This window comes from Neorhizobium sp. P1_A6, from assembly GCF_056406795.1.
This window is the reverse complement of sequence record NZ_JBFTZM010000021.1, coordinates 59,364-71,890: the sequence shown is the minus strand read 5'-3', so window position 1 is coordinate 71,890 and position 12,527 is coordinate 59,364. Positions and strand designations below refer to the sequence as shown.

The window sequence follows — 12,527 nt, the reverse complement described above, 5'->3', positions numbered from 1 at the left end:
CTTCAGAGTGTTCCGCGGCTCATGAGTTTGCGACCTGGCCTGCGGATTGTTGTTTCGGTGTTTTGAACGTCTGCGGTTAGTTCGGGCGGTTTGCACCTTCATAATAGTCGCCGCGGCCGATCGGAGCCTGGATCTGGTTGGCAGCCTGTTGATCCTTCGCAATGCTGCCGGTCTGAACATGGTCGACAGTCGCGGAGGCCTTGGAGGCGCCTTCATAATAGTCGCCTTCAGCGAGGGCGACGGAAGCGAAAGAAGCCGAAGCGATAAGGGCTGCGGCGAATGCGGAAGTGATCTTGGTCATTGTCTTTATCCTTGGAGTATGTTCGGTTCGGTCTTGGGTCGAACCAGAGTGAATTTCTGTTTGCGATGCTGATATCGGACCGATCGGTTCGATCCGAAAGCCCCACTTTTGGCGACTGTTGTCAACGAAACGTTGACAGCCAAAATCGGCTTTTAAAAATGCACGTTAAAAGTGCTAAGCAAGCTAATTTTTTTGAGATTGCCGTAAATAAACCGATTAAGTTACAATTTGGTAAGATAATTATCGATTAATATCAATGCCATAGATAGGTCGGACAGAATTTGCATCGCCTGCGTGTGTGTTTTGGCCGAATAAGGCTTTTTTGGGACTTTTGTGCGGCGTAAATTGCGTTCAAGGCCTATTCAAGCTTTTCACAAAACTGTGACATCCAAAAATCCGCCGGACTTGGTGGTCAAATCCGATGCCGTTTCCGTGATCATGCTGCCTTTTGTTGGTGCGGCGCAGCAAAAAAATCAGGCAGTCCTTGACGTCGCGAGACGAAAAATGGCCGCGGCCTTTGTCGGCGCGACCATTTCTGCACTTCTTATATAAGGAATATGGGCGGGCCGACCTTAGAGGCGTGTCCAGGTTTGCGATTTGCAAAAGATCGCGAGGACGCACCCCCTCATCTTCAGCGAATTGCCGCTGACCGAGCCGGAACCGCTATAGGTCTTATCGTCCGCCGGGTCGGTGATCTCGCCGCTATATTCGCCGTCCTTGCCGGAGAGCTTGCCGATCTGCTTGCCGGAATGTTTGCCGGTCTTCAGCGTCACGCAATAGGCGGTGTCGCATTTGCCGATCGCTGCGGTCTCGCCGCTGGCGGTTTTCCAATTGCCTTCGATCGGCTCGGCGGCCTGGGCCCCAGCTGCGGCAAGTGTCAGCGCGGCAGCAAGCATCAGTCTGCGCATCATGATTGTTTCCTCCTTTGCTTCCGCCGTCAGACCCTCTCAAGCGATAGACGGCGCGGTTTCCTCCAATTCGCACCCCTTTGCGCGAACCCGGTTCGAAATTTATCTTACCCGTACGTAAAGGTAAATATCGGGTTGGCTTGGAAAACGGGGATTTACAGCCTCGGGGAGGGGCCAGGTTTTCCACAGATCCTCGATGCGACCCGGATTCGTAGTTAGCGATCAGTTTAAATCCGTTTCTAAATTTTTCGTAAAAATCTCCGCAAATTCCTTAAAATGCAAGGCATCCCATGTTTAACAAAAAGCCAAGTTTACCAAGCGTTTGTACTTTGTTTTCGTTGAATTAATCATGCTTTTTAGGCGTCTTTTGGAAGGTTGGGCGCATAGTGAAGTCATCAAACGAGCGGGAAAAACCGCCGGCCGGAAGGATCGAAACAGCCGCTTTAAGACGGCGATCCGGACGGAGCCCGAAAGGGCAAAAACAGGGCAGACGACGAACAACAGGCTTTAACAGGGATCAAACCGATGGCACGCTTTGAAATGAACAATTCCGGAATGGCCACCATGGGTGGCGAAACCCGCGCCGACACTTTCTGCGAAATGGGTCTGATGTATGCGACCGGCCGTGGTTGCGACGTCGATCTCGTTTCCGCCCACAAATGGCTCAACATCGCCGCGATCAAGGGCTCCGACCGCGCCGCCGAACTGCGCGCCGACCTGGCGCAGACGATGAGCAAGATGCAGCTGGCCGCAGCCCTTCGCGCCGCTCGCGAATGGATGACCATGCACTGAGCTCCTCGAGGGAGCGCTGTGGTCGAAGAATTTGACCGGCCCCGCAAGAGGGCCGGCGGGAGAACAATCCAAAAGACATCAACCCAAAAGGGGATCGGGAGACAGGGCGGTCGGGTCTGGACGGGGACGACGCCTGAAATTGAGACCGCGACCGACAGGAACAAGGCCGGCGCGGTCATTTTCTTTTGGCCTATAAGCTCTTCAGCACCTTCGGCAGCGCTTCTTCAAGCAACGCCATATCCGGCTCCGGTCCCGTGCTCACGCGGATGCAGCGATTGAGCGGTGCGACACCCGGCATGCGGATGAAAACCCCGTGCTCCATCAGGCCATCGACGATCGAGCGCGCATAGGCGCCGTCGCGGCCGCAGTCGATCGCCACGAAATTGGTGGCAGACGCCAGCGGCTTCAGGCCATTGGTTTCAGCGATGGCGGCGATCCGTTCCCGCGAGGCCTTGATCTGCCCGATCACCTGGGAGAGGTAGGCCTGGTCCTTGAGTGCCGCGATCGCCGAGGCGACGCCGATCCGGTTCATGCCGAAATGATTGCGGATCTTGTCGAAGGCCTCCGCCGTGCCAGGCGTCGAGATCGCATAACCCACCCGCGAGCCGGCCATGCCATAGGCCTTCGAGAAGGTTCGAGTGCGGATGATGTTCGGCCGGTCGATCAGGGCGGCGATATCGGGCGTCGCGCCGGCCGGGCCTGTCTCGCAATAGGCCTCGTCGAGAATCATCAGACAGGTTTCCGGCAGCGCCTTGGCAAAAGCGACGATGCTGTCGGCATCCCACCAGCTTCCCATCGGATTGTCGGGATTGGCGAAATAGACGAGCGGCGCGTTTTCGCGGCGAACGGCTTCCATCAGCCCATCGAGATGCTCGCGGTCGTCGACATAAGGCACCGTCACTAGCCGGCCGCCGTGGCCTGCGACATGGAAGTTGAAGGTCGGATAGGCACCGAAGGAGGTGACGACCGGCATGCCCGGCTCGATCACCATCCGGACGATCAGCCCGAGCAGGCTATCAATGCCTTCGCCGACGGCAATATTGTTGACCTGACAGCCCAGATGCGCCGCAAGCGCCTGCTTGAGCTCGAAATTTTCCGGATCCGCATATTTCCAGGTGCTTGCGGCCGCTGCGCCGATCGCCTCGATGACGGAAGGCGCCGGTCCGAAACCGTTTTCATTGGCGCCGATGCGGGCCTTGACCATGAGGCCGCGATTGCGCTCGATGGCTTCGGGGCCGACGAAGGGGACGCTGGCGGGAAGGGCGCTGATCAGCGGTGTGAAGCGCGAGAATGCAGGCATGGATTTCAGTTCCGGTTCTCTAAAACCGGCACACAATAAGATCGATTCATCGGCAAGCAAGTCTGCTTGCTGCCGATTGCGCCCTCTCGCCGATGAATCTTCTCTCGTGGCCTTTGAAAAGCGCTCCAAGGCCTTCGATCACCTGGCGCACCTCCGGCCGGTGCCGGTCGTCGTCATTGGCGACGATCCACATCGTATAGGTGAGTTCTTCGATGATGCCGCCCTCGCGCACCAGGCCAGGGACCTCATCGCCGATGAAGCACGGCAGGACGCCGCGCCCGTTGCCGCCGGCAATCAGCCGCAGCAGCAGTTCCGGCGAATTGGTCCAGGTGCGGATATCGGCTTCGTGATGCTGAAACACCCATTTGTCGGCCGGCGAATGGGAGCTTTCGGTGCCGATCGAAACCCACGGCATGGTCTCGTCTTCGGCAAGGCTATACGCTCTATATATACAGTGTGCGACAGCGACCGATCGGCGGATCGCCACATTGCCGGATTCGGGCCTTCGGCCGACGATCCCGACATCCGCCTCGCGATAGGTGAAATCGAGCCCCTTGTGCAGCGACTTGCAGCAGAGCCGGAACCGGTCCTCCTTGCTCCTGATCTCGGACGTATGATCGCTGACGAAACCGGAAAGCCAGGCGTCGGCGCCAATCGAGACGATCGGCAGCGCGAAGGCCTGCGCCTTCCAGTCGGCGATGCTGTCGGCCRTCTTCTGCATGGCACGGACATGTTCGAGCAGCGTCTCTCCGTCGGGCGCCAGCCGATAACCCTGCTGGCTGCGCACGAAAAGGGTCCGGCCCGTCGTCCGTTCGAGCGTCAGCATCCGCCGGCCGATCGTCGGCGCGCTGAGGCCCGTGCGGGCGGCGGCGCCACTCAAGGCACCTTCGCTTGCCACATGTAGGAACAGTTTGAGATCATCCCAGCCCGCGTCTGTCATGCGAGACACCTTATTGTTTCACCGGTGATCGTCCCATCGTTCATGGATGAAAAACGGCGTTCGCCGGCGCGTCTACAAGCCGTGCCGCAAACCACTAGCTCGATGGCATCACATCATAGATGGAGTGACTGCCATGTTTCTCAACCGGGTGAGGTTTTGGAAACAACGGAACAAGGAGAAGGGCGGGCGCTGCCGGAACGGTCGGCGGGATCCGCTCGCTGATCCTCTGGAGGGCGCCGAATGGCGAGGGCTGCTGTGGGCGGTGCCGCTTTTGTCGCGGCTGACGAACGGCAACCACAAGCGACAGGAGAGGAACGCCCTCCGGTCGCGAGACTATCAGCCGGTCAGTGGCTGGTCTCGAAGTTCAGCCGGATCACGTGATGCAGAAATTCGGCATCGATCAGCATGTTGAAGCCGACGGTGACCTTCTCTTCCTCGCGGCGGATCACCGTGCAGCCGATGTCGTCATGGATGCCGAGGATTTCGAGGAAGAAGTTGTTGGGCACCGGCAGGTGCGGGCTGACCTCGAGTTCCGCGCCGTGAAGCGAGATGCTGCGGATCAGGCAGCGGAAACTCGTCTTGGTGCTGAGATGATGCCCGACGAAGATGATCTTGCCCGGCCGATCGATCGAGAACTTCTCGAAAGCGTGCTCGCGTGAGCCGTCTGTTTTTGGGTCGTGGTCCATGTTCAAGGGCATGACACCCTCCTGTTGCGCTCCTAGGATGTGACTATATTCCTCGTCCGCTGACACATTCTGAAACGGAATGGTAAAATGCGACGGATAGCGGGAATATCGCCAAAAATCCGGCGTTTAAGTGCCGCGGAGGCGGTTTTTCCCTTTCGTGTGGGACAGCTGTGAACTCAAAGCCTGTAATCGGCCATGTCGCGTTGTTGACGGGCCGGTGTCGCGGGGATACCCCTTGCGATCGGATGAGTGGTGTTATCAACGAAACCATGATCGGCGTGGGGAGCAAGACGTGACGGGCAGGTTGGTGATAATTGGCGCGGGCCAGGCGGGTTTCGCGCTTGCTGCAAAACTCCGGGCCTTGAAGGATGCGCGGCCGATCACGATCATCGGTTCGGAAGACGTGATCCCCTACCAGCGCCCGCCGCTCTCCAAGAAATATCTGCTCGGTGAAATGGAATTCGAGCGGCTGACCTTCCGGCCTGAAAGCTGGTTTGCCGAGAACGACGTCGAGCTTCTGCTCTCGACTTATGTCGAAGAGATCGACCGCAAGGCAAAGTCCGTCCGCATGCAGGATGGCGCAGTCATCGAATACGACACCCTGGCGCTCGCCACCGGCTCGACACCGCGCACGCTGCCGGCAAGTGTCGGCGGCGATCTCGACGGCGTCTTCACCGTTCGCGACAAGCGCGATGCCGATCTTCTAGCCGGCGAAATGAAGCCGGGCCGCCGGCTCCTTATTATAGGCGGCGGTTATATCGGCCTCGAAGCCGCTGCCGTCGCCCGCCATCTCGGCCTTGAAGTGACGCTGATCGAAATGGCCGACCGCATCCTCCAGCGCGTCGCTGCAAAAGAGACCGCCGACGTGATGCGCACCATCCACGACAGCCACGGCGTGGTCATCCGCGAAAAGACCGGCCTGCATCGGCTGATCGGCGGAGGCGGTCCGGAAGGGAATCACGTGCGCGCCGCCGAGCTTTCCGACGGCAGCACGATCGAGGTCGATTTCGTCATCGTAGGCATCGGCGTCAAGCCGAACGACGAACTGGCGCAGGAATGCGGCCTCGAAGTCGGCAACGGCGTGATCGTCGATGAATTCGCCCGCACCTCCGATCCCTCGATTTTCGCCATGGGCGACTGCGCCATGCTGCCCTGGAAGGGCAAGCGCATCCGTCTCGAATCGGTGCAGAACGCCGTCGACCAGGCGGAAGCCGCCGCAGCGATCCTTGCCGGCGGCTCCGCGCCCTACGACGCAAAGCCCTGGTTCTGGTCCGACCAATACGACGTCAAGCTGCAGATCGCCGGTTTCAACCTCGGTTACGACGAGACGCTGGTGCGCAAGGGCGTCCGCGAGGGCAGCCTGTCGATCTGGTATTTCCGCGAGGGGCGGTTCATTGCCGTCGACGCGATCAACGATGCCAAGGCTTATGTGAGCGGCAAGAAGCTGCTCGACGCCGGCATCGAACCGAGCCGCGCCATCCTCGCCGATCCCACCGCCGACCTGAAACAGCTCCTCGCCTGAAGGGAAACGCCATGCCGTCTCCGAAGAATCACTTCAAGGCGGCGTTGAAGGCCCGCCTGCCGCAGATCGGCCTCTGGCTGAACATGGGCGAGGCGCTGACCGCCGAGATCGCCGGCCATGCCGGTTTCGACTGGCTGGTGATCGACGGCGAACACGGGCCGAACGACCTGCGCAGCATTCTGGCGCAATTGCAGGCGCTTGCCACCTCGCCCTCGGAAGTGGTCGTGCGACCGCCGATCGGCGAGACCTGGGTCATCAAGCAGATGCTCGACATCGGCGCCCGCACGCTTTTGGTGCCGATGGTCGATTCGGCGGAGCAGGCGAGGGAACTCGTCCGCGCCGTGCGTTATCCGCCGCGCGGCGTGCGCGGCGTCGGTGCCGCCGTTGCCCGCGCCTCCGCCTTCAACGCCATTCCCGACTATGCCGAGACGGCCGCCGACGAAATCTGCCTGATCGTCCAGGCCGAAACCATGGCCGCGATCCGCGACCTGGAGAACATTGCAGCCGTGGATGGCGTCGACGGCGTGTTCATCGGGCCGGCCGACCTTTCCGCCGACATGGGCTATCTCGGCCGCATGGAGGCGCCGGAGGTCCAGGAAGTGATCGAGAAGGCGATCGGCACGATCGTGAAGTCCGGCAAGGCGGCCGGCATCCTCACCTTCAGCGAATCCCTGAACCGCCATTATCTCGATCTTGGCGCGAGCTTCGTGGCGGTCGGCGCCGACGTCACCGAGTTTTCCGGCGCGTTGCGATCGCTTGCCGGTCGCTACGGTCGCGGTGGCGGGATCGGCAAGCAGCGTTCGGGCTACTGAGAATCACCGAAGCGGCAAGAATGGAATCACTTGTTGCGATTCGTGTGTCGTGACCGGTGGGAATCGCATGACATTTCCATAAAAGACCTTGCCATCGATATCGTTTCCCAATAATCAGGCCCGACCGGAGAGGTGGCCGAGTGGTCGAAGGCGCTCCCCTGCTAAGGGAGTATACCCGAGAGGGTATCGTGGGTTCGAATCCCATCTTCTCCGCCATTCCAGGCTCGAAACGCCCGCCCAATTCTGAATCCAAATCCCATTCTGATCGACCTTTGCCAGCCGCTCGCACGGCCGTGCACTTGCGCCGCCTGATCGGGTGAGGTGATTCCCTTCCGAGGCCTCTCTGCGGCGCTAAGTGGCTGCCGGATAAGCCCTTTCTTAACAAAGCGTAAAATACCACCTAAGGCAGTCCCCGGCTTTGTGTCCTTTCGGCAACAGACTTCTGGGAAGCGGGTACCGGAATGGCGTCCGGTTGAAGTTCCAGATTGCATGACCCTCCCCGTCTTGTATTTTCAAATCCGGAAGCGAGGCGGTGGATCGTCCTTCTTCTAGCAATCGACGGGGATGGGGCAGGGAACGCTGTCCTTCAGCCAAAAGAACCCAGACCCATACGAAACTTTGACTGGAGGTCAAAAATGAACATCAAGAGCCTTCTTCTCGGCTCCGCTGCTGCCCTCGCAGCAGTCTCCGGCGCTCAGGCAGCTGACGCCATCGTAGCTGCTGAACCGGAGCCCATGGAATACGTTCGCGTTTGCGACGCTTTCGGCACCGGCTACTTCTACATCCCGGGCACGGAAACCTGCCTCAAGATCGGTGGTTATGTCCGTTTCCAGGTTGATGCTGGTCAGGACGTAAACGGCCTGAACGATCAGGACTGGGATGCTTGGTCGCGCGTTCAGCTCGACATCACGGCAAAGTCTGATACGGAACTCGGCACGTTGACCTCGGTTGCTTCGCTTCGCGTTGAAGCTAACCAGGACTCTCCTTATGGCCAGAACGGCACCGGCGTTACGGGTCAGGCTAACTCGGCTTACATCAACGAAGCCTACATCCAGCTCGGCGGCTTCAAGGTCGGTCGTTTCTACAACCCTTGGGATAAGGGTATCAACGGCGAATCGGATTGGAACTCCGCCGGCCAGACCCGTATGGAGTCTGTAGGCTACTTCTACACGGGCAGCGCCTTCACTGCTGGCGTCCAGGTTGACGAGCTTTCGCGTGTTCGGGGTCTCGGCGGCCAGAACGTCGGTATCGAAGGTATCGTCACTGCCAAGTTCGGCTCTGTAGCGTTCGACCTTCTCGGCGCTTATGACTTCAGTGCTGAAAACGGCGCAGTCCGCGCTCTCATCTCGGCTCCGGTCGGTCCGGGCACTTTCCAGGCTCTCGCCATCTGGTCGAGCGGTCTGGGTGATGCGAACTTCGACAACGCCTACTACGCCCGTGGTGAATGGGCTCTCGCTGCTTCGTACGCCTTCAAGGTCTCCGACAAGCTGACGATCACCCCCGGCGGTACCTACGTCTGGAACTCGGAAGTTGATGCCGACGGCGAGTTCACGGGTGACCCCTCCTGGCGCGCTGGTCTGACGGTCGATTACACGATCGTTCCGGGCTTCACGGCCAAGATCACTGCGAACTACAACAAGGTTCCGACCGTTCAGGACGAGTTCTGGGATGGCTTCGTCCGTCTCGACCGTACGTTCTAATTATAATGGAACTCCCCCGGTTCGCCGGGGGAGTTTTCTATAAATGGTTGGCCTCTATGTAGGGCCTCCATATGGGGAGATGATACTGGGGAATGGGGCTGCTTATGCGGCCTTTACGTGTTTGATCAATTTGCGATCGGGCGCGAACTAGCATTCAGAGAAATTGACTGGAGGTCAAAAGAATGAACATTAAGAGCCTTCTTCTCGGTTCTGCAGCGGCTCTCGCGGCAGTCTCCGGCGCTCAGGCTGCCGACGCCATCGTCGCTGCCGAACCGGAGCCCATGGAATACGTTCGTGTCTGCGACGCGTTCGGCACCGGCTACTTCTACATCCCGGGCACGGAAACCTGCCTCAAGATCGGCGGTTATGTCCGTTTCCAGACTGATTTCGGCCAGGACGTAAACGGCCTCAACGACTACGATTGGGATTCTTGGTCGCGCGTTCAGCTCGAGTTCACTGCCAAGTCGGACACTGAGCTTGGCACGCTGACGTCCGTTGCTTCGGTTCGTTTCGAAGCCAATCAGGATTCGCCTTATAACCAGAACGGCACTGGCGTAGCGGGTACGGCTAACTCTACTTACATCAACGAAGCCTATATCCAGCTTGGCGGTTTCCGCGTTGGTCGCTGGTTGAACTGGTGGGATGCCAACGACCTTCCGGGCGAACTTGACAACCTCGGTTCGAACCGTCTCGAGTCCGTTTCGTACACCTACACCGGCAGCGCTTTCACGGCCGGCATTCAGGTTGACGAACTGTCGCGCGCTCGTGGCGCTGGCGGCCAGAATGTCGGTATCGAAGCTGTCATCCAGGCGGCGATCGGCCCGGCCAAGCTCGAACTGCTCGGTTCTTATGACTTCAGCGCCGAAAACGGCGCTGTCCGCGCTATCGGCTCGGTGGCCGTTGGTCCGGGCACCTTCTACCTCTCCGGCGTTTGGTCGTCGGGTGAAAACGCCTATTACGGCGTTCTCGATACCGGTGCTGGTGAAGCAGCTGTAGCCGCTGCCTACTCCTTCAAGGCGACCGACAAGCTTGAGATCATTCCGGAAGCCCAGTACATCTGGAACACGCAAGTTGACGCAGACGGCGACTTCTTCGGCGACGATGCTTGGGGCGCTGGCGTAACCGTCAACTACCAGATCGTTGAAAACTTCGCTGCCAAGGTTGCTGTCAACTATCAGAAAGTTGGCGACAATGATGGTTTCGTACAGGGTCTCGTCCGCCTGCAGCGCGACTTCTAATCTGACTTGATCACGTTGAGTTCAGAAGCCCGGCCTCGTGCCGGGCTTTTTTGCTTTGGGGGACTGCGACCTTCAACAGCATGGCGGGCCGCAATGAGCCCCGGCGCCGTCTTGGAAGACGCGACCGTCTCTTGCTCGAAAGAAAAGAAGATTAACCTTGGCCAAGCCGCAGCCTGCTACTGCCGCCCGAACCGCAGATCCGCCTCGATATCCGCCTTCTGTCCAAGCCTCGTCTTGTAGACCTGATAGTTCTCCATCACCCGCTGCACGTAGTTTCGGGTTTCGGGGAAGGGGATGCGCTCGATCCAGTCGACCACCTCATCGAGGGACTTGCCGCGCGGGTCGCCATAGCGGGTGATCCATTCGGGCACCCGTTTCGGCCCGGCATTATAGGCGATGAAGGTCAGGATGTAGGAGCCGCCGAACGTATCGATCTGTTCGCCGAGATAATGGGCGCCGAGTGTCGCGTTGTAGCCCGCATCCGTGGTCAGCCGCGCGGCCGCATAGGTGAGGCCGTGCCGTTTGGCGACGCCCTGCGCCGTGCCCGGCAGGATCTGTAAGAGGCCGCGGGCATTGGCGGGTGAAACCGCGCCCGGGTTGAAGGCGCTTTCCTGCCGGGCGATCGCATAGGCGAGCGCCTTGCCGGAACCTTCGATATCGGCGCCGGCCGGGATAACGCCGACCGGGAAGGCGAGTGCGGCCACATCGATGCCACGGCTGAAGGCTGTCTTGCCGATCTGCAGCGACAGGGCATGATTGTCTTCCGATTCTGCCCTGGCGGCGAGGATCGCCAGTTCCCCGGGACTGGTCATTTCTTCCGCCAGCGCGCGATAGAGCACTGCGGCGCGCTTGCCGTGGCCGGCATCTTCGAGCCGGGCGATCGCCCGGACGGCTTCGCGGCTTTCGAAATTCTGGCGGTCAGCCCCGCTCGGGTTCGGATAGGTGACGTCGAGCGACTTGAGGTCCAGCCGCGCGGCGGCCAGCTGACCGTAGAACGTGCTGGAGAAATGCGCCGCCTTGGAGAAGAACTCCTTGGCACTGCCCGGACCGCCGTCTTCCGCGGCGCGGCCGAGCCAGTAGAGGGCGCGCGAAGCGGATAGCGGCTTGTTCGAAGTATCGAGGATCTTGCGGAAGTGCTTTTCGGCGGTTGCCGGTTCATGCAGCGCCCGCAGCGCATACCAGCCCGCGTGGAATTCCGCATCGACGATATCGGTGGAGGAGGCGGCGACATAATTGGCCGCGGTCCGGTAGGCGAGCTTGAACTCGCCCTGGTCGGCAAGGCCGCGCGCCACGATGCGCCGCTCGTTCCACCATTCCGTCGTGTTGACCAGTTTTGCCGCCTCGCGCGGCGCCTTTTCGAGCAGGTCCGCCGCATCCTGATATTTGTCCTGGCGGCGCAGATATTCGACGCGGGCGAAGAGATAACCCGCATCGTCCTTCAGCGAGCCGTCGACGCCGGTGAGCAGCGCCTCTGCATTCTTGGCATTGCCGATGACCGCAGCCCAGGCCTTGTAGAGCGATTGCGCCTTGCCGAGATCGCCAAATCGCTTGGCCTGCGCCACGCGCCCCTTGTACATCAGGAAGTCCATGCGCGCCTTATGGTCGGCGGCGGTGAAAAGCGCTGAGAACTCGGCGAGGATCTTGTCCTCGGCCGGCTTGTCGAGTGTGTCGGTGAGCCAGATCTGCCGCAGCGGACGGGCGGCCTCCGCCTGTTTGCCGGAGGCGACAAGCGCGCGGGCGAGGATGATCGTGCCCTCGGTGGTTTCCGGCCGGGTCGCGCCGAAGGCAGCGAGCACGGTCGGGGCGGGCGGGTTTTCCCGATAAAGCGCCCGTTCGGAATTGGCGCGCAGGCCCTTCAGACCCGGCCAGCCCTTCAGTTCCGTCTGCGCCGCCGCGATCTCGCCCGAGGGAACGCCCGGCGCGCCGGATGTGGCGATAGCCCAGGTGAGGATATGGCGGTCGAGCGAGCCTTCGGCGAGACCGTTCCGTGTGGCAAGGGCGGCGGCGATGTCGTTGCTTGCAAGCGCGTCGAGCCCGGCTTTCAACTGGGGAGCAACCACCAGCGGATCGGTCCTCGGGATCGTGCCCGTCACGTCAGGCCCGGGAGTTGCAAAAGGCGCGGGCATCGCGGCGGGCATGGTGATCGCGACCGGGTTTTCGGGCTTCACATAGGGCAGCGGTGCCATGCCCTCGGGAAGCGATGCGGCAAATGCATGCATGCTCGCAGCGCCGAGCCCCAGTGCTGCGAGGATCAGAACAGGCCTGTACATCCGGTAACTCGCGAAAATATGTCGTCCCCTTATTAGCCGCCAGCCACATTAACGAAAG

General features: G+C 60.3%; 11 protein-coding genes and 1 tRNA gene. 6 read left to right on the top strand and 6 right to left on the bottom strand.

All coding sequences use genetic code 11. From position 1 onward, the window contains the following. Positions 1–76 precede the first annotated feature (76 nt). Both AC1D3C_RS27260 and AC1D3C_RS27255 read right to left on the bottom strand, forming a co-directional pair. Positions 77–301 (bottom strand): hypothetical protein, encoded by a 225-nt coding sequence (locus AC1D3C_RS27260; protein WP_038541431.1) that lies wholly within the window; start codon positions 299–301, stop codon positions 77–79. A gap of 572 nt (positions 302–873) precedes the next feature. Next, positions 874–1,212 carry a DUF2147 domain-containing protein gene (locus tag AC1D3C_RS27255; RefSeq protein WP_038541434.1) on the bottom strand — a complete coding sequence of 113 codons (339 nt, stop codon included), beginning with the start codon at positions 1,210–1,212 and terminating at the stop codon, positions 874–876. A gap of 522 nt (positions 1,213–1,734) precedes the next feature. Here AC1D3C_RS27255 and AC1D3C_RS27250 point away from each other — a divergent pair. After that, positions 1,735–2,001, top strand: coding sequence for a sel1 repeat family protein (locus AC1D3C_RS27250; RefSeq protein WP_007758903.1), 267 nt, complete (start codon positions 1,735–1,737; stop codon positions 1,999–2,001). A 190-nt stretch (positions 2,002–2,191) separates the two neighbouring features. Here AC1D3C_RS27250 and AC1D3C_RS27245 read toward each other — a convergent pair whose 3' ends face one another. The 3 genes from AC1D3C_RS27245 to AC1D3C_RS27235 form a co-directional block, all read right to left on the bottom strand. Then, entirely contained in the window at positions 2,192–3,301 is a 1,110-nt protein-coding gene (locus tag AC1D3C_RS27245) for a pyridoxal phosphate-dependent aminotransferase (protein WP_477485067.1), read from the bottom strand. 46 nt (positions 3,302–3,347) lie between these two features. Then, positions 3,348–4,241, bottom strand: coding sequence for a LysR family transcriptional regulator (locus AC1D3C_RS27240; protein WP_477485066.1), 894 nt, complete (start codon positions 4,239–4,241; stop codon positions 3,348–3,350). A gap of 344 nt (positions 4,242–4,585) precedes the next feature. Beyond that, positions 4,586–4,939: a PilZ domain-containing protein gene (locus AC1D3C_RS27235; RefSeq protein ID WP_038541444.1), complete on the bottom strand. Its 354-nt coding sequence runs from the start codon at positions 4,937–4,939 to the stop codon at positions 4,586–4,588. A 280-nt stretch (positions 4,940–5,219) separates the two neighbouring features. Between AC1D3C_RS27235 and AC1D3C_RS27230 the strand changes: the two genes are divergently transcribed. The 5 genes from AC1D3C_RS27230 to AC1D3C_RS27210 all read left to right on the top strand — a co-directional run bounded on the left by AC1D3C_RS27230 (position 5,220) and on the right by AC1D3C_RS27210 (position 10,199). Then, on the top strand, positions 5,220–6,449 hold the full coding sequence (locus AC1D3C_RS27230; RefSeq protein ID WP_477485065.1) for an NAD(P)/FAD-dependent oxidoreductase: 1,230 nt from the start codon (positions 5,220–5,222) through the stop codon (positions 6,447–6,449). An 11-nt stretch (positions 6,450–6,460) separates the two neighbouring features. Further along, positions 6,461–7,261, top strand: coding sequence for an aldolase/citrate lyase family protein (locus tag AC1D3C_RS27225; RefSeq protein WP_477485064.1), 801 nt, complete (start codon positions 6,461–6,463; stop codon positions 7,259–7,261). A gap of 126 nt (positions 7,262–7,387) precedes the next feature. Next, a tRNA-Ser gene (locus tag AC1D3C_RS27220) sits at positions 7,388–7,477 on the top strand. Positions 7,478–7,896: 419 nt separating this feature from the next. After that, positions 7,897–8,961, top strand: coding sequence for a porin (locus AC1D3C_RS27215; protein WP_477485063.1), 1,065 nt, complete (start codon positions 7,897–7,899; stop codon positions 8,959–8,961). A gap of 182 nt (positions 8,962–9,143) precedes the next feature. After that, positions 9,144–10,199, top strand: coding sequence for a porin (locus tag AC1D3C_RS27210; protein ID WP_477485062.1), 1,056 nt, complete (start codon positions 9,144–9,146; stop codon positions 10,197–10,199). Between the two features lie 176 nt (positions 10,200–10,375). Here AC1D3C_RS27210 and AC1D3C_RS27205 read toward each other — a convergent pair whose 3' ends face one another. Then, on the bottom strand, positions 10,376–12,469 hold the full coding sequence (locus AC1D3C_RS27205; RefSeq protein ID WP_477485061.1) for a lytic transglycosylase domain-containing protein: 2,094 nt from the start codon (positions 12,467–12,469) through the stop codon (positions 10,376–10,378). Positions 12,470–12,527: the final 58 nt, after the last annotated feature.

What these genes read in the sequence shown, in the direction of transcription:
- AC1D3C_RS27260 (WP_038541431.1), bottom strand. Translation starts at nt 301, where the DNA reads ATGACCAAGATCACTTCCGCATTCGCCGCAGCCCTTATCGCTTCGGCT.
- AC1D3C_RS27255 (WP_038541434.1), bottom strand. Translation starts at nt 1,212, where the DNA reads ATGATGCGCAGACTGATGCTTGCTGCCGCGCTGACACTTGCCGCAGCT.
- AC1D3C_RS27250 (WP_007758903.1), top strand. Translation starts at nt 1,735, where the DNA reads ATGGCACGCTTTGAAATGAACAATTCCGGAATGGCCACCATGGGTGGC.
- AC1D3C_RS27245 (WP_477485067.1), bottom strand. Translation starts at nt 3,301, where the DNA reads ATGCCTGCATTCTCGCGCTTCACACCGCTGATCAGCGCCCTTCCCGCC.
- AC1D3C_RS27235 (WP_038541444.1), bottom strand. Translation starts at nt 4,939, where the DNA reads ATGCCCTTGAACATGGACCACGACCCAAAAACAGACGGCTCACGCGAG.
- AC1D3C_RS27225 (WP_477485064.1), top strand. Translation starts at nt 6,461, where the DNA reads ATGCCGTCTCCGAAGAATCACTTCAAGGCGGCGTTGAAGGCCCGCCTG.
- AC1D3C_RS27215 (WP_477485063.1), top strand. Translation starts at nt 7,897, where the DNA reads ATGAACATCAAGAGCCTTCTTCTCGGCTCCGCTGCTGCCCTCGCAGCA.
- AC1D3C_RS27210 (WP_477485062.1), top strand. Translation starts at nt 9,144, where the DNA reads ATGAACATTAAGAGCCTTCTTCTCGGTTCTGCAGCGGCTCTCGCGGCA.
- AC1D3C_RS27205 (WP_477485061.1), bottom strand. Translation starts at nt 12,469, where the DNA reads ATGTACAGGCCTGTTCTGATCCTCGCAGCACTGGGGCTCGGCGCTGCG.